The organism is Streptomyces atratus, assembly GCF_900119365.1.
GTDB lineage: Bacteria > Actinomycetota > Actinomycetes > Streptomycetales > Streptomycetaceae > Streptomyces > Streptomyces atratus_B.
Window position 1 is genome coordinate 69,934 of the sequence record NZ_FPJO01000001.1, and the last position, 25,503, is coordinate 95,436.

Below are 25,503 nucleotides of genomic sequence, written 5' to 3' on the forward strand. Positions count from 1 at the left end.
CGGGCTCCGGGAAGGGGTCAGCCCTGGGCGCGGCGCCTGGCCACGACCACCGCCCCGGCGCCCGCCGCCAGCAGTACGGCCGCGCCGCCCGCGATGTACGGCGTGGTGGAGCTGCTGCCCGTCTCCGCGAGGTTCGAGTCGACGGCCGGTTCCTGGCCGGTTCCGGTCTGCGGCTTCACCCCGCCGCCGTTGGTGGAACCGCCGTCGCCGCCGCCGGTGGAGCCGGTGGTGCTTCCGCCGTTGCCGGAGGTGCCTCCGTCGGTGGAACCACCGCTGCTGGAACCGCCGTTGCCCGAACCGCCGCTGTTCGACCCCCCGTTGCTCGACCCGCCGTTGGTCGATCCCCCGCTGTTCGACCCGCCACTGTTCGACCCGCCGTTGTCCCCGTCGCCCGGTCCGGTCGGCTTCGGCGTCTCGCAGGTGGCCTCGACGAGGGTGACCTCGCCCTGCACATCGGCGACGTTCAGCTTGAGCGGGTTGACGGAGACCTTCAGCCGCAGCGCGGTCGCCGCGGCGGTGCGCGAGGTGGTGTGCGTCTTCGAGAGGTCGAGGGTCACCTCTCCGACGCCCGGAACGCTGACCTGCGTGGTCCCGCCCGCGGTGAGGTCGATCCGCTTGCCGAGGACCGACACATGCCCCAGTACGTTCGACTCGGCGACCGGCTTCCGGCCCACCTCGCAGACCGCCTTGGAGGTGACCTTCTCCACCTCGATCAGCGAGAGCAGCGGCAGTCCGGGGACGTGGACCCGGGCCTTGGCCACATTGCTGTAGCCCTCGGCCCGGTGCTTGTCGACGGTCGCGTTGGCGGTGGCCACGTCGGCGGCGAGCACGCTGACCGGCCGGCCGCCGTCCACGCCGTCGAGCCGCACGCTGAGCGCGGTCTCCTTGGCGTCGGCGGGTGCCTTCACCTCATTGAGCGTGACCCTGAGCGGCACGTCGACCGTCTTGTTCAGGAGCGAGACGTCGAGTGCGGTACGGAGCACGACCGCGCTCGCCTTCCCGTCGCCGGTGGTCGTGGTGGTCGCGTCGGCGGCCTGCGCCGGGGCGGCGGCCAGCAGGGCGACGGGAGCGACGGCGACCGCCAGGGCGGCCAGGCGGAAGGTGTTGCTGTTCAAGGTGGTGGAACCCCCACAAGAGACATGGAGCCACCGGTGCCGTCCAATGGGGGACATCGAGAGCTCCGGTGGCCTCGACCCCGAAAGCTTTACGCACGGAGGGTGAACTTGCGGACACCTGACGTGAGTTCACCCCAAAGGGGGGTTTCCGCGTCTGTATTCGATTATCTCGGTACGTTCGTTCCTCCGGGTCACCCGATCCACTGAGCGCGTACGGTGCCGGAGCCGACCGCGCCGGGGTGCGCACGAAGGTGTTTCAACGACGGGGCAAGGAGTTCGGTAACTGCCCGTCAATACGGCACACCCCGGCCACGGGGCCGCCGGGCTCAGCCGATCACCCGCCCGTTCAGCACCACCCGCCGCGGCGCCGCCAGCACCCGCACGTCCGCCCGCGGGTCCTCGTCGTACACCACCAGGTCCGCCGGGGCGCCCTCCTCCAGCACAGGGCGCCCCAGCCACTGCCGGGCGCCCCAGGTCGTCGCGGACAGCGCGTCCAGGGCCGGGATGCCCGCCTTCACCAGCTCGGCGACCTCGTCCGCCACCAGCCCGTGGGCGAGCACTCCGCCCGCGTCGGTGCCGACGAAGACCGGGATCCCGGCGTCGTACGCGGCGCGCACCGTGTCGTAGCGCCGCTCGTGCAACCGCCGCATATGGGCCGACCAGCGGGGGAACTTGGCCTCGCCGCCCGCCGCGAGCGAGGGGAACGTGGCGATGTTGATCAGCGTGGGGACGATCGCCACACCGCGCTCGGCGAAGAGCGGAATGGTGTCCTCGGTGAGCCCGGTGGCATGCTCGACGCAGTCGATCCCGGCCTCGACGAGATCGCGCAGCGAGTCCTCGGCGAAGCAGTGCGCGGTGACCCGGGCGCCGAGCCGGTGCGCCTCGGCGATGGCCGCCGCGACCGCCTCGCGCGGCCAGAGGGCGGTCAGATCGCCCACCTCCCGGTCGATCCAGTCGCCGACCAGCTTCACCCAGCCGTCGCCGCGGCGCGCCTCCTGCGCGACGTAGGCGACCAGCTCGTCGGGCTCGATCTCATGGGCGTAGTTCCGGGTGTACCTGCGGGGCCTGGCGATATGCCGGCCGGCCCTGATGATCTTCGGCAGGTCCTCGCGGTCGTCGATCCACCGGGTGTCGGCCGGCGAACCCGCGTCCCGCAGCAGCAGCGCACCCGCCTCCCGGTCGGCGAGGGCCTGCTTCTCGCTGGTCGCCGCGTCGACGGCGCCGTGGTGGTCGAGCCCGACGTGGCAGTGCGCGTCCACCAGGCCCGGCAGCACCCAGCCGGTGACGGTCACCGCCCCGTCCGCACCGGCCGGTCTCCCGTACGAGATCCGCCCGTCGACCACCCAGAGCTCGTCCCGGACGTCCTCGGGACCGACGAGCACCCGCCCCTTCACGTGCAGCACCTGCGATGCCTTGTGATCACTCATGGACAGCACTGTACGAGGCGGCGCACGGGGCCCTGGGTACGCTTCGACGGAAGCACTGTCCGTACGCGCCACAGCGCACCGACCCGACCCGACCCGAAGAGAGCACCACCGTGACGCACCCCTTCCTCGACCTCGCCCCGCTCACCGCCGCGCACTTCGCGGCCATCGAGAAGCGGGTGGCCGGCCTCCTCGCCACCGAGCAGGACGTCGTCATCATGCAGGGCGAGGCGCTGCTCCCCCTCGAAGGCTGCATCCGGGGCGGTGCCCGGCCCGGCTCGACCGCGCTGAACGTCGTCACCGGGCCGTACGGGCAGACCTTCGGGAACTGGCTGCGGGACTGCGGTGCCAATGTGATCGATCTCGCGGTGCCCTTCCACACGGCGGTCACCGCCGACCAGGTCGCGCGGGCGCTGGCCGAGCACCCCGAGATCGACTTCGTCTCCCTGGTCCACGCGGAGGCGGCGACCGGCAACACCAATCCGGTCGCCGAGATCGGTGAGGCGGTCCGTTCGCACGGGGCGCTGTTCATGCTGGACGCCGTAGCCTCGGTGGGTGCCGAGCCGCTGCTGCCGGACGTGTGGGGCGTCGACCTCTGTGTGATCGGTGCGCAGAAGGCGATGGGCGGCCCGGCCGGGGTGTCGGCGGTGTCGGTGAGCGAGCGCGCCTGGGAGCGGATCGCCGCCAACCCCGAGGCCCCGCGCCGCTCGTACCTCTCGCTGCTGGACTGGAAGGAGCGCTGGATCGACGGTGGCCGCAAGGCCCTGCTGCACGCCCCCGCCCAGCTGGAGATGCTGGCGCTGGAGGCCTGTGCGGAGCGGATCGAGGCCGAGGGGCTGGACGCGCTGATGGCCCGTCACGCCGCTGCCGCCGCGGCGACGCGCGCAGGTGCGGTGGCGCTCGGCGGCGGGCTCTCGCCGTATGTGCACGCGGCCGCGGAGGCGGCGCCGGTCGCGACGACGCTGCGCGCCCCCGAGGGTGTCGACGCCGCCGGGCTGGTCGCGCGGGCGCTGGCGGCCGACCCGTCGCTGCCGCTGATCGCGGGCGGCGGCGCGCTGTCCAAGGAGATGATCCGGGTCAATCACTACGGCGTGGACGCGACACGGGGCGCGGTGCAGTCCTCGCTCGCGGCGCTGGGGGCGGCGCTGGCCGACGCGGGCCGGCAGGTCGATCTCGATGCCGCCCGCAAGGCCGTCTCGGAGGCCTGGCCGAGCGAGTAGGGCCCGCTCCTCCTCGGGTGTGCGAGGAGCCCGGTCCCGCGAAGTGCCAGCTCCCAAGGGTGCGTTGGTCTCTCGGCCCCTGGCGGGTGCCGAGAGCCGATGCGTACTATGTGGGGCCTGATCACGGCCGTCGGTGATCTCGGGATCAGAGGTCGGGGAACAGGGATCAGGCAACAGCACACCAAGCATCAGCGGGAGACTCGCCCATGCACCGTGGAGTAGAACTGACCGCCTATCTCGTCAACGAGTCGCGCGCCAGGATGCCCGAGCTCGCCGAGGACCCCCTGGCGGCCGCATGGATCCCGGACGGCGACCGGCCCGCGGTGCGAGAGCTGTGGGACGAGTTCGCCGGCACCGTCTACCCCCACGACGATCTGGTCGTCTCGCTGCGCGGCAGGTACATCGCGGACACCCTGGCCCGCTCGCTGCGCGAGGACCCGGACACGGTGCTCGTCGTGTGCGGGGCCGGCTTCTCCTCGTACCCGTGGCTCCTGCCGTTCCGGACGGCTCTCGAAGTGGATCTGCCGGACATGGCCGCGGCCAAGCGGGCCCGGACGGCGCAGCTGGTGGCGTCCGGGGTCCTGCCGGAGCGCGATGTCCACCATCACGCGGCGGACCTCGGCAGCCCGGACGCGCGCAAGGAACTCGTCTCCCTGGTACGCGAATTGGCCGACGGGCGCCCGGTGGCGTACGTGGCCGAGGGTCTGGTCTTCTATCTGCCGTCGGAGGCGGCCCGCGCGGTCGTCGGCCTCGGGGCCGAGTTCGGTACCTGCGTGGTCACCGCCGTCAGCTACTGGCCCGCCGCGGCCGCGGGCAGCAAGGTCCTCGCCGACCAGCGGCAGTGGTTCCGCAGCCGCTCGGTCCCGGAGGAAGCCTCCTATCTGACCCATCACGGCCTGACCTCGCTGCTCGGCAAGGAGATCGAGGACTGCGGTCCGGAGGATCTGCAGCAGCGGTACCTCGACCGGGTGGACGTGCCCGAGTCCGACCTGATCCCCGAGTACGTGGCCGTTTCCTGGAACGCGCCCGCGCGGAACGTTCCCGGGCAGGGTCTTCTGGGGCAGACCGAGGTGACGCGTTGAGCGAGGTGCTGCACCTGCAGAGCAGGGCGTACCCGGTGCACCACAATTCCCCGGCCCTGAGCCTGGAGTCCTTCCAGGTACCGGGACACGGCGAGTTACGCCCGACCGCCGGAGAGCTCGGGACGCTCGTGTACAACCCGGACCACACGATCGAGCTGGATCTGAAGGAGATCATCACCGGGATGATCACGCTTCCCGGTACGGAGATCGTCGGCTGCCACGCCCGCATCCTCAGCGCGGGCAGCATCCTGGTGACGTACGCGCTGAAGCACGAGGCGGACTTGCGCCTGCTTCCCCTCGCCGACCTCGACGCGCTGGACGCGCGGGTGAACAACGTGCTCCGCGAGGCGGACGCCCCCGTCCTCGCCGCGGTGCTGACAGCCGCGGCCGCCTGCGGTCTGGTGCAGGGGCTCGCACTGCGGCCGGACCTCGCGAGCAATGGCGAGGCGGCGCCGGTGGACCGTCAGTCCGCCCGGTACAACTGCCACTTCGTCACCCGGGAACCGCCCTGGGCGACCGATCCGCGGCTGCCGCAGCTCACCCCGGGACCGCACTGCCGGATACTGCTGCCGTACACCTACGCCTGGGACCGGGACCCGGCGACCCCGCTGCACGAGCTGCGGACGATGCTGGAGCCCACCGACATCGCGACGGCCCAGCAGTCCCTGCTCGTCGGCGCCCTGCTGGGTGGCCGCCGGATTCTGGTCGACCTCGCCAAGGCCGAGCACCCCACGACCGACGTCCACGCGTTCCGGCGCTTCCTCGACGGGGTCTGGTCCGACTACCACCACCTCGACGGCTACCGCATAGAGTCGACCCAGGGCCCCAGGGCCACCTATCTGGCCGCCCGTGAGTCCATCGGCCTGGACAACACCCAGGAGCGGGCCGACAAACTCCTCGGCTACGTCGGCAACTCCCTGCTGGCCGCCGCTTCGCAGCGGACCGAGGCACTCGACACCCGGCTGAACCGCGTCGCCTCCTCGCTCGCCATGGTCGCGGCGGCGTCCTTCAGCCTCGACGTCGCGGTGTTCCTGCTGCCCGATGTCTCGCTGGCGCCACGGATCGGTGTGGTCAGCAGCCTGATCGCGCTGACCGCCGCCGGGATCCTCGCCGTGTTCCTCCCCAACCGCCGGCTGCGGCGGGCCCGGCCGGGACGCGGCGGTGCCGGGCCGACGGGGCGGGTGCCACGCCAGCGCACGGCCGTCCCCGCTCCTGTCCCCGCACTCGATCCGGACGGCCTGCCCGCCGGCCCGGCCCCCCAGCCGTAAACAGCTGTACCCCGGCGGGCACCGGCGGCCACAGTGGAGCCCATGACCTCACTCGTACGTCACCTCACGATCGACTGCGCCGACGCCTACAAGCTGGCCGGCTTCTGGGCCGGGGTGCTCGGCACGCAGCTCTCGGACGACGACGCCCCCGGTGATCCCGAGGCGCTCGTCGAGTCCCCCGGTGCCGCGCTGCTGTTCATCCAGGTGCCGGAGCCCAAGAGCACCAAGAACCGCGTCCACCTGGACATCCAGCCGCAGGACCGGACCAGGGACGAGGAGGTCGAGCGGCTGCTCGGCCTCGGCGCCGCCCTCGTCGCCGACCACCGGAGGCCCAATGGGCGGGGCTGGGCGACGCTCGCCGATCCCGAGGGCAACGAGTTCTGCGTCGAGTGCGGTGCGGCGGAACGGGCGGCCCTGACCGGGACCCGGCTGCCGGTCACGGCGGACGACGTGACGACCGCGGTGCGCCTCGCGGTCGCCGCGCTCCAGGAGTCCCCGGTGACCGACTGGAACATTCCGGCGGGATCGCTGGAGTGGAGCTGCTGGGAGACCGCGGAGCATCTGAGCGACGACCTCTTCTCCTACGCGGCCCAACTGGGCCCGCAGCGGCCCGCGCTGGACGCGTACGTCCCGTACCGCTGGAGTCCCGAGCGCGAGGGCGGCCCGTGGAACGCGGTCTTCGCGGACCCGTCGGCCGGGCCCGCCGGACTGCTCCGGACGCTGGAGGCGAGCGGCGCGCTGCTCGCCTCGATGGTGCGGACGGCCTCGCCGGAGCTGCGCTCGTACCACTCCTACGGGGTGTCCGACCCGGAGGGCTTCGCGGCGATGGGGATCGTGGAGACCCTGGTGCACACGCACGATCTCGCCGCGAGCCTGGGTGTCGACTGGGCGCCGCCCGCCGGGCTCTGCGACCGGGTGCTGGCCCGGCTGTTCCCTCACGCCCCCAAGGACGCCGACCGCTGGGCCGTGCTGTGCTGGGCCACCGGCCGCGCCGAGCTGCCCGGCCACCCGCGCGTCACCTCGTGGAAGTGGCACGGCGCTCCGCTGGACGGGGCCGGTCAGGAGTAGCGGGCGGCCGCCCGGACCGCTGTCCCGGGACGGTCGGGGAAGTGCTCCTCCCGGGGGACTGGGGGCTGTCGCGATCCGCGGTCAGAGTTCCGTGTCGAGGATGTCCGACCACGCTGTGCTTTCCGCGCTCCCGTCGGACGGGGGCAGCGACATCTCCGCCCAGATGACCTTTCCCTGGGAGGTGTAACGGGTGCCCCAGCGCTCGGCCAGCCGTGCGACGAGGAACAGACCGCGGCCTCCTTCGTCCATCGCGGCGGCATCACGCAGATGGGGCGAGGTGCTGCTGCTGTCGGCCACCTCGCAGGTCAGGGTGCGGTCGCGCAGCAGTCGTACGGTGACCGGCGCGGAGCCGTAGCGGATGGCATTGGTGATCAACTCGCTGAGCAGCAGTTCCGTGGTGAACGTAAGCTCGGACAGACCCCAGTCGTCGACTTTCTCCGCCACGGCAGCGCGCATTCCCGCCACAGCGGCAGGATCGAACGGCACGTCCCAGTCGGCGACATGGTCGGGCCTCATCGCCCGCGTCCGGGCGATGAGCAGCGCCACATCGTCCTTCGGCCGACCCGGCAGGAGCGCGTCGAGGACCGCCTGGCAGCTCTCCTCCGGCGACCGGTCGGGATGGCCCGCCAGGGCCTGACGCAGCAGTTCGATCCCCACGTCGATGTCCCGGGTGCGGTCCTCGATGAGCCCATCGGTGTAGAGGACGAACTGCGTGCCCTCCGCCACCTCCAGTTCGGCCGTCTCGAACGGCATGCCGCCCAGGCCCAGGGGCGGGCCGGCCGGCAGGTCGGGGAACGACACACTGCCGTCGGGCCGGACCAGTGCGGGCGGGGGGTGCCCGGCCCGGGCCATGGCGCAGTGGCGGGAGACAGGATCGTAGATCGCGTACAGGCAGGTGGCTCCTGTGATCCCCGCATCGGCGGTGGTTTCCGCCTTCTCCTGGTCGATGCGTCCGACCAGGTCGTCGAGGTGGCGGAGGATCTCGTCGGGCGGAAAGTCGAGTGTGGAGAAGTTGTGCACGGCCGTACGCAGCCGTCCCATCGTCGCGGCCGCGTGCAGGCCGTGGCCGACGACATCCCCGACGACCAGCGCCACCCGGCTGCCCGAGAGCGGGATCACGTCGAACCAGTCGCCGCTCACCCCGGAGAGTGCGGGCAGGTAGCGATGGGCGACATCGAGCGCGCTCTGCTCGGGCAGGGCCCTCGGGAGCAGGCTGCGTTGCAGAGTCACGGCCATGACGTGCTCACGGGTGTAGCGGCGGGCGTTGTCAATGCTGACGGCCGCCCGTGCGACCAGTTCTTCGGCCAGGGACAGGTCGTCCTCCTCGAACGGCTGGGGCTTCTCGGAGCGCCAGAAGTTGGCCATGCCCAGGATGACGCCCCGTGCCTGGAGAGGCACCGTGATGAGCGAATGGATGCCGTACTCGACGATCGTCCGCGTCCGCTCAGGATCCTGGGCGAGCCAGCCGGGTGCGGCGGCCAGGTCGGGCACCAGCTCCGGCCGACCGGTAGCGAAGGCCTGTGCCTGTGGCGTGGAAGGGAGAAAGTTGATCAGCTGGCCGAGTTCGTACAGGGGATGGTCGTCCCGGATGCCGCGTACAGCGGTGCGGCGCATGTCCGTGTCCGCACTGGTCGGCTCGTCACCGTGGAGGACCAGTTCGGCCAGATCGACGGTTGCGAAGTCGGCGAGCCGGGGGACCGCGATCTCGGTCAGTTCGTCGGCCGTGCGCACCACATCGAGCGTGGTACCGATGCCGAGACCTGCGTCGTACAGCAGGCGCAGCCGCTCGCGGGCGTTCTCCGCCCTGCCGGACAGCGTCCGCAGTTCTGTGGAGTCACGCAAGGTCGCGACCGTCCCCTGGGGGCCACCGTGACGGTCCGTGGGCCGCTGGTTCACCGCGAGCAGTCGGCTCCCCGCAAGGTGCACTTCGTCCGTGGCCGCCCGCCCCGACGTCAGCAGCTCCAGCATGCCGGGATCAAGACCGGACAAGTCCGAGATGCGTCGCCCCTCGGCGTCGAGCGGCAGATCCAGCAGCCGTCTGGCCTCGTCGTTGGCCAGCAGCAGTCGACCGTCTTTGCTGACGATGAGCACGCCTTCGCGCACGGCGTGCAGTACCGCGTCGTGATGCTCGTACATGCGATTCATCTCGGCAGGGCCCAGACGGTGGGTCTGCCGCCGCAGCCGCCTGGCCACCAGCGCCGTCCCGCTCGTGGCCAATCCGAGCGCGATCGCCCCCGCACCGAGGATGATCGGAATCTGCCGTGCCACCGCTCCGGTCACGTTCTCGACCTTCATGCCGGCAGCCACCAGGGCCACGACCTGCGCGTGATCGTGGACGGGGACGATCGCCTGCGCCTCGCGGCCGAGCGGGCCGTTGACCGTCTCGGTGTACACGTGGCCGGCCAGCGCCGGCGCGATGGTGGCGACGGCCCTCTTCCCGATCAGCTCCGGCCGGGGATGCGTGTAGCGGATGCCTTTCGTGTCCATCACCACGATGAAGTCGACGCCGGCCGCTTTCCGCCCCGCCTCGGTGAGCGGCTGGAGCACCGCGGAGGGATCAGGGGCTTTCAGCGCGGTCAGGAGGCCCGGTGAATGAGCGAATGTCTGGGCGACGGCGACGCAGCGGTCTCTCGCCTCCGCGCTGCTGTCGCGCCGGGACTCCACTACGAGCGCCAGCATCGCAGCGGTCACGAGGAGCACGACGACAGCCACCTGCAGAGCGAAGACCTGGCCTGCGAGGCTCCGGGGATACCTGCCCGTGGGTGACCGCATCTGTGCGCTCCGGAATCGGCCGAAACGATTGATCCCCTTGCCCTTTGTAACACCGCGAGGTCGAAGGTGCGTGCGGTCGGGGCTCGCTCGGGGGCGGGACCGCGCGGCGGCCCGACGACGATCCGGCAGCCGTGGGACCGGATCGGCGCCAGGGTCGAGGAGGACCTCTGCCGGGAGACCGGGGACTGCCCCGGGCTCCGCCGATCCCCGGCGTGCGGAGTCAGCCGGAGAGCACGTCCAGGACCCGGTCCACGTCGGCCTCCGTGTTGTACAGGTGGAAGGCGGCGCGCAGGCTCCCCGCCCGGTTCGAGACCACCACCCCGGCCCGTGCGAGCTCCGGCTCCCGCACGCCAAGACCGGGCACGGCCACGATCGCCGACTCCCCCGGCACCGCCTCGTGCCCCAGCCCGGCCAGCCCCGCCCGCATGCGGGCCGCGAGCCCTGTGGCACGGGTGTGGATGGTCCCCACACCGACCTCGCTCAGCAGCGCGAGGGACCGCTCTGCGCCGTGGTACGAGAGGAAGGCGGGCGGCTCGTCGTAGCGGCGCGCGGTCGGGGAGAGCCGCTCGACCGGTCCGTACGTGCTGCTCCAGGGGTCGACGGCGGCGGACATGCCGACGAAGACCGGCGGCAGGCTCTGCTGCGCCTCCTCGGTGACGGTGAGGAACGACGCGCCCCGCGGGCAGAGCAGGAACTTGAAACCGCCGGTGACGGTGTAGTCGTACTCCCCGGCGTCCAGCGGCAGCCAGCCGGCCGACTGGGTGGCGTCGAGCAGTGTCCGGGCGCCGTGCGCGGCGGCCGCCGCGCGCACCGCCTTCAGGTCGGCGATCCGGCCGTCGGCCGACTGCACGGAGGAGAAGGCGACGAGCGCGGTGCCCGGTCCCACCGCTTCGGCCAGCCGGTCCAGCGGGACGTAGCGCATCCTGAGGTCGCCGCGGGCCGCGAAGGGGCCGACGACGGAGCTGAACTCGCCCTCGGGCGCCACGATTTCGGCCCCCGGCGGCAGCGAGGCGGCGATCAGCCCGACGTGTACGGAGACCGAGCTGCCGACGGCGACCCGGTCGGTGTCGACCCCGGCGAGGCGGGCGAAGCCGGTCCGGGCCGCTTCCACCACTTCGAAGTCGCCGGAGCCGTCCGTGACGCCCTCGGCGATCGCCTCGGCGAGCCTCCGCACGGCCGCCACGGTCCGCCGGGGCAGCAGCCCGCAGGTGGAGGTGTTGAGATAGGTCGTCCTCGGCGCGAACTCGGCGTCCACCGCACTGCTGAGCGAAGTAGTCTCCATACGCCCAGCCTGGGGCCCCCTCAACCTCTGGTCAATTACGAAAAGTTGAGGAGAACACCCAAGCACTGCTTGTCCGTGCCGCTGGAAACGGCCTCGGACGCCGCGCCTCAGGCCTGCGGAACCTCGCAGGCGCCGTCGGCGTCGCACGCCGCCGCGTCCCCGCCGATCGCGGTGAGCGGACGGTCCTTCCACGCCTGCTCCAGCGCCTGGGCGAAGACCTCGGCGGGCTGGCCGCCGGAGATGCCGTAGCGCCGGTCGAGCACGAAGAACGGCACCGCGTTGGCACCCAGCTCGGACGCCTCCCGCTCGTCGGCCCGCACCTCGGCCGCGTACGCCTCCGGGTCGGCGAGCACGGCGCGCGCCTCGTCGGCGTCGAGCCCGGCCTCGACCGCCAGCCCGACCAGCACGCCCGCGTCGTAGACGGACCGCTCCTCGGCGAAGTTCGCCCGGTAGGCGAGGTTCAGCAGCTCGCCCTGACGGCCGCGGGCCTTGGCCAGGTGGAGCAGCCGGTGGATGTCGAAGGTGTTGCCGTGGTCACGGCCCTCGGTGAGGTAGCCGAGCCCTTCGGCCTGCGCGTTGGCCGCGACATTCGCCTCCATGGCCTGCGCCTCTTCACGGGTGCGCCCGTACTTCTGCGCCAGCATGTCGATGACCTGCGCGGTGTCGCCCTTGGCGCGCCCGGGGTCGAGCTCGAAGGACCGGTGCACGACCTCGACCTGGTCGCGGTGGGCGAACCCGGCCAGGCCCTTCTCGAAGCGGGCCTTCCCGATGTAGCACCAGGGGCAGGCTATGTCGCTCCAGATCTCGACGCGCATGTCTCTTCTTCTCTCCGTGTCCTCGTACGTACGGCTCGGACGGCGTACGGCTCAGATGGTGCGGAGCCACCCTCCGCCCCCGTGCACAACACGGGGGCGGACTCCCTCATTCCCCGTTGTCATTCCGCGTCGTCGAGCTCGACGATCGGCCGGTCGGCGACCACGGCCACCAGGATCATCGGCGCGTCGCCGTCGCACTGGTTCAGGGATACGGCGACCCACCGGCCGTCCACCGGCCCCCACACCGCCAGGTCCCCGAGACAGTCCTTGTCGCACAGCGCCCGGTACAGCGGCGGCAGGGGCTCACCCGCGAGGTCACGGAAGATCGGCACCCGCATGCCCGCGGCCCGGTGGGCTCCCCACCGGCGGTCCAACTCGCCCACGAGATCGGCGAGATGGCCCGAGGCGGCCTCCTCGGCCTCCTCCCACTCGCGCTCGTACACACCTATGAGATCACCGCTCTCCCAGAGCGGCACGATCCGGAACCCCTCGCCGGCGGTCGCGCTCCACTCCCCGGTGTCCGGCTCCCCCTCGTCGACCGTCGGGCCCGTGGCGGGTACGGGCCCGGCGAGCAGCGCCTCGGTATCGAGGACCGCGCGGCCGGTCCCGAACGCCTCCCCGCTCCGGGCGGTCATCAGCTCCCGTCCCGCAGGTCGTCCGGACCCGTCGTGCGGAACGCGATCCGGTCGAAGGACGCCTCGCAGCCCTCGCCCGTCGGCGACTGGACCAGGAAGCCGACCGAGGCGTCATCCGCGCGCTCCGGCTCACCGAGGGCGAAGACGCGGACGAACGTCCACTTCTCGCCGTCGGTGGAAGCGTGGAAGGCGAACGCGTTGCCCGTGCGGCTGAGGCGCAGCCAGCAGCTGTCGCCGTCCACAGTGAAGGAGTTGACGTCGTCGGAATGGCCGCGGGTGACGACCGTGCAGACGGTGGGGCGGTCCGGGGAGAGTTCCAGGCAGATCTTGGCCCACTCCCGTTCCCCGACGTGGAGGTAGAGCACCCCGGCGTCGAAGGCCGCCGCGAAGCCGGCCTTCACCCGGGCGAGCAGCTGGAAGTCGCCCCTGGGTGCGGGGCCGAGGAGGCGGGGGGCGTCGCTGATGGAGTCGAGGGATTCGCCGCCCGGTGGTACGAAGCGGTCCTGGCGGGCGCCGGCGCGGCCGGTCAGGGTGCCGTTCTCGTACGTCCAGTCACCGCTGGGGCCGAACTCGGTTAGTTCGAAGGGGAGTTCAGGGAGTCGTGGGGTCATGCCCGGCGTCCGTCCACTCGGCGGGGGAGGTCCAGGGGGTTGTCCTCGCGGAGCTCCGGCGGGAGCAGGGCCTCGGGGGTCGTCTGGTAGGTGACCGGGCGCAGCCAGCGTTCGATCGCGGTGGCGCCGACCGAGGTGGAGGTGGAGGTGGTGGCCGGGTAGGGGCCGCCGTGGTGCTGGGCGGGGGCGACGGCGACGCCGGTCGGCCAGCCGTTGACGAGGACCCGGCCGGCCAGCGGGGTGAGGGCCGCGAGGAGTGCGGGGGCGTCGGCGTCGGCGCCGTCCGTGGCGGTCTGGAGGGTGGCGGTGAGGTTGCCGGGGAGCCGGGAGAGCACGGCGGTGACCTCCGCGTCGGAGGTGTAGCGGGCGACGACGGTGACGGGGCCGAAGCACTCCTCCAGGAGTTCGTCGTGCGGGCCCTCGGCGGCGAGGAGGTGCGCCGGCACCGTGAGGAAGCCGGCCGAGACGGTGTGGTCGCCGCCCGCGCCGGGGGTGACCGGCGCCTCCACGTCCGGGAGTCCGGCCCGGGTCCGTACGCCCTCGACGAAGGCCGCGCGCATCCGGTGGTCGAGCAGGACCGCGGCCTCGGTGTCGCTGACCGCGTCGGTGAGGGACTTCAGCAGCCGGTCGCCCCTCTCGCCCGCCGGGGCCAGGACGAAGCCGGGCTTGGTGCAGAACTGGCCGGCCCCCATGGTCATCGAGCCCGCGAGCCCTGCGCCGATCTCCTCGGCGCGCTCGTCGGCGGCCGCCTCGGTGACGACGACGGGGTTCAGGGAGCCGAGTTCGCCGTGGAAGGGGATGGGCCGGGGGCGGGCCGCCGCGGCGTCGAACAGGGCGCGTCCGCCGCGGACCGAGCCGGTGAACCCGGCGGCGGTGACGAGCGGGTGCCCGATCAGCTCGATGCCCGCGTCGAAGCCGTGCACCAGGATCAGCACGTCCTCGGGCAGGCCGACCTGGGCCGCCGCCCTGCGCAGCACGGAGGCGCACAGCTCGGAGGTGGCGGGGTGGTCGGGGTGCGCCTTGACGACGACGGGGCAGCCGGCCGCCAGCGCGCTCGCCGTGTCGCCGCCGGGGACGGAGAAGGCGAGCGGGAAGTTGCTGGCCGCGTAGACGGCGACGACGCCGAGCGGGATCTTGTAGCGGCGCAGGTCGGGCCAGGGCGGGGTCCGGGTGGCGTCCGCGTGGTCGATGTGGATGTCGAGGAAGGCGCCCTCGTCGACGACCTCTGCGAAGGCCCTCAACTGGGCGGCGGTGCGTGCGAGTTCACCGGTCAGCCGGGCCGGTCCGAGCGCGGTCTCGGCGTCGGCGGCCTCGATGACGTGCTCCCCGGCCTCGGCGAGCAGATCGGCCGCGGTGCGCAGGAAGGCTGCGCGCACGGTGCGGTCGGCGAGCGATTCGCGTACCGCGTGGGCGGCCCGGACCGCACGGTCGACCTCCTCCGCTGTAGCCTCCACCGCAACCTGCTCGCGCGGGTTCCCGGTGCGGGGGTCGACGCTCCAGACTGGTGCTGCTGCCACCGTGATTCCTTCCGCTCCACTGCCGCACATGTCAGAAGTTGTTCGGTATTCTGAACAGAGTTCCTGATCGTGAATATGCAGCGACTCTATTTCCGGGCGTTCAATGTTGGCAAGGAGCCACCGGGTTCCGGAAGTCGTCCGGTTCAAGCAGTCGTCGGGTGCAAGAAGTCTCAGGGTTTCGCAAGTGGTCTGGAAGGGGCGTAGGGCGATGTCGGTTGCCGAATCCGGTGGGGCACAGGTCAAGTCCGCCGTACGGACGGTGGAGCTGCTCGAATACTTCGCGGGGCGGCCCGGCATGCATTCGCTCGCCGCGGTGCAGGAGGCCGTCGGCTATCCCAAGTCCAGCCTGTACATGCTGCTGCGCACGCTGGTGGAGCTGGGCTGGGTGGAGACCGACGCGACGGGCACGCGGTACGGGATCGGCGTACGGGCCCTCCTGGTGGGCACCTCGTACATCGACGGCGACGAGGTCGTCGCGGCCGCCCGGCCCACCCTGGACCGGCTCTCCGACGACACGACGGAGACCATCCACCTGGCCCGTCTCGACGGAACGAACGTGGTGTACCTCGCCACCCGGCAGTCCCAGCACTATCTGCGCCCCTTCACCCGCGTCGGCCGCCGGCTGCCCGCCCACTCCACCTCGCTCGGCAAGGCGCTGCTGGCCACCCACAGCGACGAGCAGGTCCGCAAGCTGCTCCCCGAGACGCTGCCCGCGCTGACCGAGCACACCATCACCGACCGCGAGAAACTCATCGAGGAGCTGCACCTCATCCGCGAACAGGGGTACGCGGTGGACCGCGAGGAGAACACCCTCGGACTGCGCTGCTTCGGCGTCGCCGTCCCGTACCGCACCCCCGCCCGCGACGCCATCAGCTGCTCGGTGCCGGTCGCCCGGCTCACGCCCGCGCACGAACAGATGGTGAAGGACGCGCTGTTCGACGCCCGGGACCGGCTGACGCTCGCCACCCGGAGGCTCTGACCCGTGAGGATTTCCCTGCGCGAGGTCCAGGCCGGTGACCTGCCGTTGTTCTTCGCGTTCATGTCCGACCCGGAGTCGGTCAGGACGGCCGCCTTCACCAGCGAGGACCCCACCGACCGGCACGCCTTCGACGCCCACTGGCAGCGCATCCTGGCCGACGGCTCCGTCGTGATGCGCACGGTGCTCGCGGACGGGGCGGTGGTCGGCAACGCCGGGGTGTACGGGCCCTTGGGCGATCGCCAGGTCACCTACTGGATCGACCGGGCGCAGTGGGGCCGGGGGCTCGCGACGGCCGCGCTGTCGGCGCTGCTCGACGCCGTACCCGAACGCCCGCTGCACGCACGGGCCGCGGCCGACAACACCGGCTCGCGCCGGGTCCTGGAGAAGTGCGGATTCACCGTCACCGGCGAGGACCACGGGTACGCCCACGCCCGCGGCGAGGAGACCGACGAGCTGCTGTTCACCCTGCCGGGATGACCCGGCGGCGGTCCGTCTCCGCCGCGCGGCGGAGGCGGATCGTCGCGGGGCACGACGTGCCGGAGCGGCCCGCGCGGAAGCGTGGGTGTCATGACACGGACACCACTCGCCACGTCCGCCGCCGCACGGCGGCCGGGCACCCGCATCGCACTGCGCACCCTCACGATCGTCTCCACCCTGCCGTACATCGCGCTCAAGACCGCCTGGGTCTCGGGCAGTCGCATCGGCATCCCGGACGACAGCCCGCTGCTCGACCACCGCACCACGATGATCGTCACCAACGCCGTCACGATCCTGCTGGACAGCGCCGTCGTGCTCCTCGCCTTGCTGCTCACCCAGGCATGGGGACGGCGGGTGCCCGCCCGGCTGCTCGCCCTGCCCATGTGGGTGGCGTCCGGGCTGCTGCTGCCGATCATGACCGGGTACCCCCTGCAACTGGTGGTCGGCCTGGCCGGCGGAGCGGACACCGGCGCCGGGAACAACGAGCCCTCCTTCCTGGACGGCTGGGTCTTCGGCGTCGTCTACGGCGGCTTCATCCTCCAGGGCCTCGCCCTCGGCGCCCTCTTCGCGCTGTATGCCCAGGACCGCTGGGGCCGGCTGTGGAAGGGCACACTGAGGGACCTCCGGCCGGGCCCGACCGGGCCCGCCCTGCGGACCACCGCGGTCCTCGCCTCACTGCTCGCGATCGCACCGGCCGTCACGCATCTGGTGTGGGCCACCGGTTCGGCCGCGGGGCTCAACGAGAGCAGGGCCGCGGACCGGAACAACGTCTTCTACGTCATGGAGTCGCTCAACACCCTCTTCGCCGTCGCCGCGGCCGCCGGCGTGCTGCTGCTCGCCTTCCGCCGCCGCTCCGCGCTCCCCCTGGCCGTACCGCTCGCCCTGGCCTGGGGCGGCTCCGGAGCCTCGGCCTGCTGGGGCGGCTGGCTGAGCCTCGCCGCACTGACCGGGACCGGGAGCATTGCCGAACAGCCCACCCCGGCCATGATGTTGATCTACGGTGTCCAGATGCTGCTCGGAGCGCTGGTGGTCACTCTCGGCGGGTACTTCTTCGCGGAACGCGCGGCCGTCCGGCTGCCCGGCTCCACCGGAACGGCACCGGACGCACGGCCCGCCGGCGCCCGCGCGTGAGGCCGCTGTTCGGGCGGCGGGCCCGGCGGCGCTGGCTGCACCTGATCATCGGTGGCGCGCTGCTGATGCCGTACTTCCTGGCGGCGCTGGTGGTCGTCGGCCGGCTCCGCCCGGACCCCGCCCCCTTCTCGTCCGTCTCCCACCAGCTCACCGCGTTCGCCTGCGCCCTGCCCATGGCCGCGGTCACCGCGCTCCTCGCACCGGCCCGGCCGCTCTCGGTGGCCGCGGCCCGTGCGCTGTGCGGCGTCCCCGGCGACCGGCCGCTCGCCGACGGGCCCGCCGGAACCCGGCAGGCGCGGGTGCGCACGGCCGGCTGGTACACCCTGCATCTCGGGCTCGGCGGCGTCGTCAGCGCTCTGACGCTGACCATGCCCCCGCTCGCCGGGACGATCATGGCGCTGCCGTTCTCCCGGTCGCTGCGCGAATCCCGGACTCTCGGTCTGCCCGAGGTGATGGACCGGCCGTGGATTCTCGCCCTGCTCCCCTTCGCCGGACTGGCGATCCTGGTGGCCGTGGCCTGCTGCGCCGCGTGGGCCGGGGCGCTGCTGGCGGGCCGGGCGCCGGTGCTGCTGGGCCCGACGCCCCAGGACCGGCTGGCCGCGGCCGAACGCCGGGCGGCCGATCTGGCGGTGCGCAACCGGCTCGCCCGGGAGCTGCACGACTCGGTCGGCCACGCGCTGAGCGCCGTCACCCTCCAGGCGGGCGCGGCCCGCAGGGTCCTGGACAGCGACCCGGAGTTCGTCCGCGAGGCGCTGGCCGCGATCGAGGAGACCACCCGGCGCACGGTCGGTGAACTCGACTCCGTGCTCGGCCTGTTGCGCAGCGGCGAGGAGCCCGGGGCGTCCGAGATGACCGGCCCGGCGCTCGACGCGCTGGACGGGCTGCTGAAGCACTGCGGGGTCCCCGTCTCCTGTGCCGTGCGTGGCGACACCGGCACGGTCCCGGCCGCAGTTTCGAGGGAGGCGTACCGGATCGTGCAGGAGGGGCTGAGCAACGCGCTGCGGCACGGCGGGGGCGGGGTGCCGGTGGAGCTGCGGATCACGGTGCGGGCGGCGGAGCTGGCGGTCACGCTGGACAGTCCGCTGCCGGAGCGGGCCGCGGCGGTGCGGCCCGGGGGCGGGAGGGGGCTGCGCGGCATCGCCGAGCGGGCCGTGCTGCTGGGCGGCCGCGCGGAGGCCGGGCCGCACGACGGCGGGTGGCGGCTGGCCGCCCGCCTCCCCCTGCGTACGGACGGACAGGAGAGCCGATGAGCACGACGGTGCGGGTGGTCCTCGCCGACGACGAGCGCATGGTACGCACCGCGCTGCGCGTCATCCTGGACGCGGAACCCGGTCTGGAGGTCGTCGGCGAGGCGGCGACCGGCGCGGAGGCGGTGTCCGTGGTGCGGGAACTGCGCCCCGATGTGGTGCTGATGGACGTGCGGATGCCGGAGATCGACGGCATCCGGGCCACCGAGCAGATCCTCGGCACGCTCGACCGTCCCCCGAGGATCGTCGTCGTCACCACCTTCGAGAACGATTCCTACGTGTACGACGCGCTGGTCGCCGGGGCCGCCGGTTTCCTGCTGAAGCGGGTGGCGGCCGAGGACCTCGTGCGGGCGGTGCGGCTGGTCGCCCGCAGCGACACACTGCTGTTCCCGTCGGCGGTACGGGCGCTCGCGGCCGAGTACCGCAAGCGTGCGGCCGAGCCCCCGCGCTGGGCGTCCCGGCTCACCGACCGGGAGGCGGAGGCGCTGCGGCTGATGGCGGCGGGGCTGACCAACGCGGAGATCGCCGGGCGGCTGGGAGTGGGGCCCGCGACCGCGAAGACGCATGTGGCGGCGGTGCTCGCGAAGACCGGGGCGCAGAACCGCACCCAGGCCGTGATCGCGGCGTACGAGTCGGGATTCATCGCCCCGGGCCACGCCGGTCCGGCATGAGAAACCGGTGAGAATCGGCGCATTCGGGAACGGTGCGCGGAGCCCCGCTCGTCCCTCGGGCGGGATGAACAGAACGATCAGGCACGCTTCGGTCTTCTGCCTGCTGCTGGTTCTCGCGCTGCTGCTGCGGGCGACCTGGGTGCAGGCGTATCAGGCGAAGGCGCTCGCAGACAACGAACACAACCGGCGGAAGACCATCGCGCAGTACGCGCAGCCGCTCGGCGACATCATCGTGGCCGGGAACCCGGTCACCGGATCGAAGAGGACGGTGGGCAGCGACCTCGCGTACAAACGCACCTACACACAGGGCGAGCTCTACGCGGCCGTCACCGGTTACAGCTCGCAGGCGTACGGCTCCACGCAGCTCGAAGGGATCTACAGCCATGTGCTGGACGGCACCGACGACCGGCTGAAGAATCCGTTGGACGCGTTGACGCGCAAGCAGGCGGCCCCGGGCAACGTCCTGACGACGATCGACCCGGACGTGCAGAAGGCCGGGTACGAGGCGCTCGGCGACGACAAGGGGGCGGCGGTCGCGATCGACCCGAAGACCGGCCGGATCCTCGGCATGGTCTCCACCCCTTCGTACGACCCTTCGACGATCAGCGGGACGGCGGACGGCGAAGCCTGGCAGAAGCTGCTCGACGACGAGGACAAGCCGATGGTCAACCGCGCGCTGCGGCAGCCGCTGGCACCCGGCTCCACGTTCAAGCTGGTGGTGGCGGCAGCCGCGCTGGAGGACGGGCTGTACGGCTCGGTCGACGAGCGCACCGACAGCCCCAATCCGTACACGCTGCCCGACACCAGCACCGTCCTGAGCAACGAGAACCCCTCGGCGCCCTGCGAGAACGCCACGCTGCGCACCGCGCTCCAGTACTCCTGCAACAACGTCTTCGCGAAGGCCGCCGTCGACCTCGGCCAGGACAAGGTCAGGTCGATGGCGGAGAAGTTCGGCTTCAACACCGACAAGCTCGATGTGCCGGTACGGGCGTCCAAGAGCGTCTACCCCTCCGGCATGGACCGCCCGCAGACGGCGCTCACCGGCATCGGCCAGTTCGAGGTCACCGCGACGCCGTTGCAGATGGCCATGGTCTCGGCCGCCCTCGCCAACGGCGGCGAACTCGCCGCACCGCACATGGTGTCCGCCGTGACCGACTCCAAGGGCAGCGCGCTCCAGGAGTTCGCGGACGGGGACACCGAGCGGGTCGTCTCCGAATCCACCGCCGAGCAGCTGCGCAGCGCCATGGTGACCGTCGTCGAAGAGGGCACCGGCACCAACGCCCGGATCCCCGGGGCCGAGGTGGGCGGAAAGACGGGTACCGCGCAGAACGGCGTGGGCAACAGCAAGACCCCGTACGCCTGGTTCACCTCGTACGCGAAGGACGCGTCCAGCGGCAAGGAGGTTGCGGTCGCCGTGGTCGTCGAGGACTCGGGCGCGGCGCGCTCGGAGGTCAGCGGCAACGGTCTGGCGGCGCCGATCGCCCAGAAGATGATGAAGGCGGCCCTGGCGGACTGACAAGGACGGCGGGAGCCGTACGCCGGATCCGGCGCGGGTGCGCGGCCTCGGGCGCGCACCCGCGCCGGAGGTGTTCGGGGACGTCCGGCATGTGCCCTACCCCCGGGCGGGGCCGGCTCCTCGCGCCGGGTGCGGAGCAGGGCATCCTCCCGATGCCTCCGGGGCACCTCGGTCGGCAGCCTGGTCCCCATGACGAAGGCGCTGGCAGGGAGGGTGCGGTGGGTTCGGTGACGGGGTCGGGGACGGTGCGGGTGCTGCGGGACCGTACGGCCGGACTGTTTCTGACGGCGGTGGTCGTCTCGGGTTTCGGGACCTCCGCGATGTGGCTCGCGGCGGGGGTCTGGGTCAAGTCCCTCACCGGGTCGGACAGTCTGGCGGCGCTCGCCGTGTTCGCCATGTGGCTGCCGGTGCTGGTCGGGCCGGCGCTCGGGACGATCGCCGACCGGATCCCGGGGAAGCAGCTTCTGGTCGGGTCGAACCTCGTCATGGCGGGGCTGCTCACCTCGCTGACCCTGGTCGGTTCGGCGGGCCGGATCTGGATCCTCTTCGTCGTGCTCGTCCTGTACGGCGCGAGTTCCGTGCTGATGGACGCGGCCGAGTCGGCGCTGGTCGCCGGCGCCGTCGACGCCCGGCTGCTGGGCGACTTCAACGGGCTGCGGATGGTGGCGGGCGAGGGCATGAAGCTGCTGGCGCCGCTGGCCGGTGCCGGACTGTACACGCGGTTCGGGGGCGGGGCCGTGGCGCTGCTGGACGCGGCGTCGTTCGCGCTGGCGGCCGGGGTCTGCGCGCTGCTGCCGGCCGGGGAGCCGGACCGGGCCGCCCGTACCGGCCGGCGGGGCGAACTCACGGCGGGCATACGGCAGGTGTGGGGGTCCGCGGTGCTGCGGCCGCTCGTGCTGGCGGGCTCGGTGACGATGCTGTGCGCGGGACTCAACGGGGCCGCGGTCTACGCGGTCGTCGACGACGGTCTGGGGCACTCCCCCACGTACGCGGGCGTGCTGTACGCGGTGCAGGGCGCCGGGTCCGTCGTGGTCGGGCTGCTGGCCGGTCCGCTGCTCCGGCGGCTTGGGGAGCAGGTGTTCACGGCGGCCGGGATCGCGCTGTTCGCGGTGGCGGTGGGGGCGCGGGCGCTGCCGTACGACGAGGTGGCGCTGGCGGCGAGCGCGGCCGTCGGGATCGGGCTGCCGTGTGTGCTGATCGCCGCGATGACGGCGGTGCAGCGGGAGACCCCGGAGGCCGTGCTGGGTCGCACCGCCGCGACCGCCAACACGCTGATGATGGTCCCGAACGCGGTGGCGCTGGCACTCGGCGCCGGTCTGATCGCGCTGGTGGACATCCGGGTGCTGCTGCCGCTGGTCGGCGCGGCGGGGCTGTTGACCGCGGCCCTGTTGGTGACGGGCCGGCGGGGGAGGCTGACGGACGCCCCCGCCGGCCCGGCTCCCTCATCGGCGAAGGCGTGAGAGCGCTCCGGCGACGGCCTGGAGGTCCGGGTCGGAGGCCAGCCCGGCGTGGTACAGCCGCAGTTGGTCCGCGCCGAGGGACGCGGCGTGCGCGGCGTCCCGCTCCAGCGTGGCGGGGCTGCCGCCCATCCCGGTGACCACGGAGAAGTTGGCCGCGAGCACCCCGTCGCGCCCGGCGAACGGGCCGAGTACGGCCTCGCGCACCGCGTCGTCGCCGGTGCAGGGCAGCACCACACCGTCCGCCACGGACAGGATGTGCTCCGGGTCGACACCGACGTTCGCACCGGTGCGATGGGTCGCGGGGTCGGCGTGCAGCAGCACCTGGAACCCCGGCTCCGCCGCCGCCCGCACAGCTGCGACCGCCGACTCCTGGAGCGTACGGGCGACCCTGCCGCGCCACTGGAGAGTCGCGGCCGCGAGGTCGGCGCCGAGGAACTTCTCGATGCCCGCCCGGCCGGCCTCCGGAGAGCCGGAACCGGCCCAGACCGGCTCCAGCGCAGTGCGTACGGCCGCCGCCAGCCCGTCGGCGTCCAGGCCGTGTCCGGCGTAGCCGGTCCGGCAGTCGGAGCAGAAGCAGAGCGACATCAGATACTGCGCCGCGTCCCCGAGACCGACGCCCGCGACCTTGTCGTGGGCGTGCAGATGCGCGAAGCCGTACCAGCCGCAGGACTCCAGCTCGGTGCCGCGCGCGCCGCCGCGCACCGCCGCCTCCGCCGCCAGTGCGACCAGGTACGCGCGGACCGCGGGCCGGGCGATGCACGGTGCCCAGGGGTAGCGGTCGCCGTACGCGTTGACCACGGAGGTGTCCGGATGTTCGGCGCCCAGCCGGGAGTTGTGGGCCAGGACCACCCAGGTGTGCACCTCCAGGCCGGCTGCGGCGAGGGCCTCGGCGGCCTCGGCGAACGGATCGTCCGAGGCCACCCAGGACTGCTCGTAGGGGCGAAGTGTGCGCCCTGCCCACCGGGCGGCGTCCGGCGGGTAGAGCACCGCGGCGTGCTCGGCGGTGACGACGCGGCGACCGGGGTGACGCGGGGTCAGTGCCCGGGTGGAGTGGTAGGCGGCGGCCAGCGTCACCTGCTGGACACCCAGGTCCACGACGCGCGCGGCCGCGTCCGGGTCGCCGACGACGTCCCAGGGGTAGAGGAAGGCCGAGGTCTTCACCCGCGCCGCTCCTGCCGGTACTTCTCCAGCAGGGCCCGGCCGCGCGCGATGATCGCGGTGAGCTCCTCGATATGGGCGGCGGGCGGCTCGGTGAGCGGGGTGCGGACCTCGCCCACGTCCAGGCCGCCCAGCCGGACTCCGGCCTTGACGAGCGAGACGGCGTAGCCGCGGCCCTTGGCGCGCAGCTCCACGAGCGGCCGGTAGAAGTGGTCGAGCAGGGCCCCGGTCAGTTCGTCGTCGCCGGAGTCCATCGCCCGGTAGAAGGCGAGCGCGATGTCGGGCGCGAAGGCGAAGACGGCGGAGGAGTAGAGCGTGACACCGATGCCCCGGTAGGCCGGGCCGGTGAGTTCGGCGGTGGGCAGTCCGTTGAAGTACAGGAAGTCCCGGCCCGGCAGTCCGGTGCGGACGGCGCTGACGATGCGCTGCATCAGGTCGAGGTCGCCGTAGCCGTCCTTGAGGCCGATGACGCCGGGCGTCCCGGCCAGCGCGACGACGGTCGCGGGGGTGAAGACGGCGTTGTCGCGCTGGTAGACGATCGTCTCCAGGGAGGTGGCCGCGGCGAGCGCGGCGTAGTGGCTCAGCAGCCCCTCCTGGTCGGCGACGACGAGATATGGCGGCATGGCGAGGAGCCCGTCCGCGCCCGCTTCCTCGGCGAGCTTCGCGTACTGGATCGCGAGCGCCGTGCCGTATCCGGCCCCCGCGACGACGGGCACCTCGCCGGCGGTCTCCTCGACGGCCGCGGCGACGACACGGCGGAACTCCTGAGGCGTGAGCGCGTGGAACTCACCGGTGCCGCAGCAGGCGAAGACCGCCGCCGCACCGGCATCGACACCGGCTCGCACATGTGCGCGGAAGGCATCGAGGTCGACGTCGCCGTCCGGTCCGTACGCGGTGACGGGGAAGAAGAGCGGCCCGGCGACACGGCCGAGTCGGGCGGCAAGAGGGGCTGAGGTCACTGGCGCTCCCTGAGCGGGTTCAGGCGTACACAATTCTGATCGGTGTCCATATTCATGAACGGCTTCACGCTAAGGCAGCCGCCAGGCGCAGGTCAAGAAGGGGAGGGGAAGGGAACGGGCAAGGCAGTCGGCCCCGAAGACGGAGCAACCGGCTCCGGGCAAGCGGGGGCCACCCCCCGCCGCCACACTTGACTCCGAAAGCCAGGACTTCTTAGCCTGTCCATGCATATGAATGTCGTCCATGGATTTGATGTCCCAAGGAGATTCGCGTATGCCCGCTCCCCGCACCGTCCTGCTCACCGGCGCCGCCGGCGGCCTCGGCACCCTGATGCGCGGCCTGCTGCCCGCGTACGGCCACGAGCTCCGCCTCTTCGACGCCGTCCCCGTCGAGGGCGAGCCGGACGCGATCACCGCCGACCTCGGCGACCGGGAGGCGCTGCGTGAGGCCGTGCGGGGTGTCGACGCGATCATCCACCTCGCGGGCATCTCCCTGGAATCCACTTTCGACAAGATCCTCAAGGCGAACATCGAGGGCACGTACAACCTCTACGAGGCCGCGCGCGAGGAGGGCGTGCTGCGCATCGTGTTCGCCTCCTCCAACCATGTCGTCGGCTACACCCCCCGCCCACTGCCCGGCGACCCGCTGATCCCCGTCGACGCCCCGCGCCGCCCCGACACCTTCTACGGCCTGTCCAAGTCCTTCGGCGAGGACCTCGCCCAGCTGTACTGGGACCGGCACGGCATGGAGACCGTCTCGGTGCGCATCGGCTCCTGTTTCCCCGAGCCGACATCGGTACGGATGCTCTCGGTCTGGATGAGCCCCGAGGACGGCGCCCGGCTCTTCCACGCCGCGCTCACCGCCGAGGACGTGCGGCACACCGTCGTCCACGGCTCGTCCGACAACACCCGGCTGTGGTGGGACCTGACGACGGCCCGCGCACTGGGGTACGAGCCGAGGGACGACTCGGAGCCGTACGCGGCCCGGCTCATCGCCGAGCAGGGCGAACTGGACCCGGACAACCCCGACCACGCCCACCTCGGCGGTCACTTCTGCACCAATCCGCCGATCTGGCCACGCTGACGACGACCCGGGGCG

22 protein-coding genes are annotated in these 25,503 nt (G+C 72.5%); 12 read left to right on the top strand and 10 right to left on the bottom strand.

Translation table 11 applies throughout. The annotated features are described in order from the left end of the window. Positions 1 to 17: 17 nt before the first annotated feature. Together BT364_RS00375 and BT364_RS00380 are read right to left on the bottom strand one after the other, a co-directional pair. Entirely contained in the window at positions 18 to 1,115 is a 1,098-nt protein-coding gene (locus BT364_RS00375) for an SCO1860 family LAETG-anchored protein (RefSeq protein WP_072483016.1), read from the bottom strand. 326 nt (positions 1,116 to 1,441) lie between these two features. Continuing rightward, a complete protein-coding gene (locus tag BT364_RS00380) occupies positions 1,442 to 2,518 on the bottom strand; it encodes an amidohydrolase family protein (protein WP_072483017.1) in 1,077 nt (358 codons plus the stop codon). A gap of 134 nt (positions 2,519 to 2,652) precedes the next feature. Between BT364_RS00380 and BT364_RS00385 the strand changes: the two genes are divergently transcribed. From BT364_RS00385 to BT364_RS00400, 4 genes are all read left to right on the top strand, one after another. Further along, positions 2,653 to 3,759, top strand: coding sequence for a pyridoxal-phosphate-dependent aminotransferase family protein (locus tag BT364_RS00385; RefSeq protein ID WP_072483018.1), 1,107 nt, complete (start codon positions 2,653 to 2,655; stop codon positions 3,757 to 3,759). A 206-nt stretch (positions 3,760 to 3,965) separates the two neighbouring features. Continuing rightward, complete coding sequence (locus tag BT364_RS00390; protein WP_079179271.1) at positions 3,966 to 4,841, top strand: class I SAM-dependent methyltransferase; 876 nt, start codon at positions 3,966 to 3,968, stop codon at positions 4,839 to 4,841. Next, positions 4,838 to 6,109 (top strand): hypothetical protein, encoded by a 1,272-nt coding sequence (locus tag BT364_RS00395; RefSeq protein WP_072483019.1) that lies wholly within the window; start codon positions 4,838 to 4,840, stop codon positions 6,107 to 6,109. The genes BT364_RS00390 and BT364_RS00395 overlap by 4 nt, the downstream gene beginning before the upstream one ends. Before the next feature lie 42 nt (positions 6,110 to 6,151). After that, positions 6,152 to 7,177: a VOC family protein gene (locus BT364_RS00400; RefSeq protein WP_072483020.1), complete on the top strand. Its 1,026-nt coding sequence runs from the start codon at positions 6,152 to 6,154 to the stop codon at positions 7,175 to 7,177. Between the two features lie 81 nt (positions 7,178 to 7,258). On the opposite strand, the gene BT364_RS00405 is transcribed toward BT364_RS00400, so the two are convergent. The 6 genes from BT364_RS00405 to BT364_RS00430 all read right to left on the bottom strand — a co-directional run bounded on the left by BT364_RS00405 (position 7,259) and on the right by BT364_RS00430 (position 14,809). Next, positions 7,259 to 9,949: a SpoIIE family protein phosphatase/ATP-binding protein gene (locus tag BT364_RS00405; RefSeq protein ID WP_072483021.1), complete on the bottom strand. Its 2,691-nt coding sequence runs from the start codon at positions 9,947 to 9,949 to the stop codon at positions 7,259 to 7,261. Between the two features lie 220 nt (positions 9,950 to 10,169). Further along, positions 10,170 to 11,231, bottom strand: coding sequence for an aminotransferase class V-fold PLP-dependent enzyme (locus BT364_RS00410; protein WP_072483022.1), 1,062 nt, complete (start codon positions 11,229 to 11,231; stop codon positions 10,170 to 10,172). A gap of 107 nt (positions 11,232 to 11,338) precedes the next feature. Then, entirely contained in the window at positions 11,339 to 12,046 is a 708-nt protein-coding gene (locus BT364_RS00415; RefSeq protein WP_072483023.1) for a DsbA family oxidoreductase, read from the bottom strand. Between the two features lie 119 nt (positions 12,047 to 12,165). Beyond that, on the bottom strand, positions 12,166 to 12,681 hold the full coding sequence (locus BT364_RS00420) for a hypothetical protein (protein ID WP_072483024.1): 516 nt from the start codon (positions 12,679 to 12,681) through the stop codon (positions 12,166 to 12,168). Continuing rightward, entirely contained in the window at positions 12,681 to 13,292 is a 612-nt protein-coding gene (locus BT364_RS00425) for a DUF1349 domain-containing protein (protein ID WP_072483025.1), read from the bottom strand. Before BT364_RS00425 ends, BT364_RS00420 begins: the two co-directional genes overlap by 1 nt. Then, positions 13,289 to 14,809, bottom strand: a complete 1,521-nt coding sequence (locus BT364_RS00430; protein WP_072483026.1) for an aldehyde dehydrogenase (NADP(+)) — start codon at positions 14,807 to 14,809, stop codon at positions 13,289 to 13,291. Before BT364_RS00430 ends, BT364_RS00425 begins: the two co-directional genes overlap by 4 nt. A gap of 208 nt (positions 14,810 to 15,017) precedes the next feature. Between BT364_RS00430 and BT364_RS00435 the strand changes: the two genes are divergently transcribed. From BT364_RS00435 to BT364_RS00465, 7 genes are all read left to right on the top strand, one after another. Continuing rightward, positions 15,018 to 15,788, top strand: a complete 771-nt coding sequence (locus BT364_RS00435) for an IclR family transcriptional regulator (RefSeq protein WP_072483027.1) — start codon at positions 15,018 to 15,020, stop codon at positions 15,786 to 15,788. A 3-nt stretch (positions 15,789 to 15,791) separates the two neighbouring features. Further along, entirely contained in the window at positions 15,792 to 16,265 is a 474-nt protein-coding gene (locus tag BT364_RS00440; RefSeq protein ID WP_072483028.1) for a GNAT family N-acetyltransferase, read from the top strand. A 90-nt stretch (positions 16,266 to 16,355) separates the two neighbouring features. Next, positions 16,356 to 17,396: a hypothetical protein gene (locus BT364_RS39700; protein ID WP_072483029.1), complete on the top strand. Its 1,041-nt coding sequence runs from the start codon at positions 16,356 to 16,358 to the stop codon at positions 17,394 to 17,396. Next, on the top strand, positions 17,393 to 18,646 hold the full coding sequence (locus BT364_RS39705; RefSeq protein WP_072483030.1) for a sensor histidine kinase: 1,254 nt from the start codon (positions 17,393 to 17,395) through the stop codon (positions 18,644 to 18,646). The genes BT364_RS39700 and BT364_RS39705 overlap by 4 nt, the downstream gene beginning before the upstream one ends. Next, positions 18,643 to 19,314, top strand: a complete 672-nt coding sequence (locus BT364_RS00455; protein WP_072483031.1) for a response regulator transcription factor — start codon at positions 18,643 to 18,645, stop codon at positions 19,312 to 19,314. Before BT364_RS39705 ends, BT364_RS00455 begins: the two co-directional genes overlap by 4 nt. A gap of 64 nt (positions 19,315 to 19,378) precedes the next feature. Beyond that, the gene (locus BT364_RS00460; RefSeq protein ID WP_072483032.1) at positions 19,379 to 20,830 is read left to right on the top strand and encodes a peptidoglycan D,D-transpeptidase FtsI family protein; all 1,452 of its coding nucleotides are present in this window, start codon (positions 19,379 to 19,381) and stop codon (positions 20,828 to 20,830) included. Positions 20,831 to 21,057: 227 nt separating this feature from the next. Then, positions 21,058 to 22,290 carry an MFS transporter gene (locus tag BT364_RS00465; protein WP_256259568.1) on the top strand — a complete coding sequence of 411 codons (1,233 nt, stop codon included), beginning with the start codon at positions 21,058 to 21,060 and terminating at the stop codon, positions 22,288 to 22,290. On the opposite strand, the gene BT364_RS00470 is transcribed toward BT364_RS00465, so the two are convergent. Both BT364_RS00470 and BT364_RS00475 read right to left on the bottom strand, forming a co-directional pair. Beyond that, entirely contained in the window at positions 22,273 to 23,451 is a 1,179-nt protein-coding gene (locus tag BT364_RS00470) for a hypothetical protein (protein ID WP_072483034.1), read from the bottom strand. The two genes, BT364_RS00465 and BT364_RS00470, sit on opposite strands and share 18 nt — an antisense overlap. Beyond that, positions 23,448 to 24,407 (bottom strand): 5-dehydro-4-deoxyglucarate dehydratase, encoded by a 960-nt coding sequence (locus BT364_RS00475; RefSeq protein ID WP_072483035.1) that lies wholly within the window; start codon positions 24,405 to 24,407, stop codon positions 23,448 to 23,450. Before BT364_RS00475 ends, BT364_RS00470 begins: the two co-directional genes overlap by 4 nt. 271 nt (positions 24,408 to 24,678) lie before the next feature. Between BT364_RS00475 and BT364_RS00480 the strand changes: the two genes are divergently transcribed. After that, positions 24,679 to 25,488 (top strand): NAD-dependent epimerase/dehydratase family protein, encoded by an 810-nt coding sequence (locus BT364_RS00480; RefSeq protein WP_072483036.1) that lies wholly within the window; start codon positions 24,679 to 24,681, stop codon positions 25,486 to 25,488. The last annotated feature ends 15 nt before the right edge of the window (positions 25,489 to 25,503 follow it).

Excerpts from the sequence above, each read along its gene's own strand:
- BT364_RS00390 (WP_079179271.1), top strand. The coding sequence starts at position 3,966 with ATGCACCGTGGAGTAGAACTGACCGCCTATCTCGTCAACGAGTCGCGC.
- BT364_RS00400 (WP_072483020.1), top strand. The coding sequence starts at position 6,152 with ATGACCTCACTCGTACGTCACCTCACGATCGACTGCGCCGACGCCTAC.
- BT364_RS00405 (WP_072483021.1), bottom strand. The coding sequence starts at position 9,949 with ATGCGGTCACCCACGGGCAGGTATCCCCGGAGCCTCGCAGGCCAGGTC.
- BT364_RS00410 (WP_072483022.1), bottom strand. The coding sequence starts at position 11,231 with ATGGAGACTACTTCGCTCAGCAGTGCGGTGGACGCCGAGTTCGCGCCG.
- BT364_RS00415 (WP_072483023.1), bottom strand. The coding sequence starts at position 12,046 with ATGCGCGTCGAGATCTGGAGCGACATAGCCTGCCCCTGGTGCTACATC.
- BT364_RS00420 (WP_072483024.1), bottom strand. The coding sequence starts at position 12,681 with ATGACCGCCCGGAGCGGGGAGGCGTTCGGGACCGGCCGCGCGGTCCTC.
- BT364_RS00425 (WP_072483025.1), bottom strand. The coding sequence starts at position 13,292 with ATGACCCCACGACTCCCTGAACTCCCCTTCGAACTAACCGAGTTCGGC.
- BT364_RS00435 (WP_072483027.1), top strand. The coding sequence starts at position 15,018 with ATGTCGGTTGCCGAATCCGGTGGGGCACAGGTCAAGTCCGCCGTACGG.
- BT364_RS39700 (WP_072483029.1), top strand. The coding sequence starts at position 16,356 with ATGACACGGACACCACTCGCCACGTCCGCCGCCGCACGGCGGCCGGGC.
- BT364_RS00455 (WP_072483031.1), top strand. The coding sequence starts at position 18,643 with ATGAGCACGACGGTGCGGGTGGTCCTCGCCGACGACGAGCGCATGGTA.
- BT364_RS00460 (WP_072483032.1), top strand. The coding sequence starts at position 19,379 with ATGAACAGAACGATCAGGCACGCTTCGGTCTTCTGCCTGCTGCTGGTT.
- BT364_RS00480 (WP_072483036.1), top strand. The coding sequence starts at position 24,679 with ATGCCCGCTCCCCGCACCGTCCTGCTCACCGGCGCCGCCGGCGGCCTC.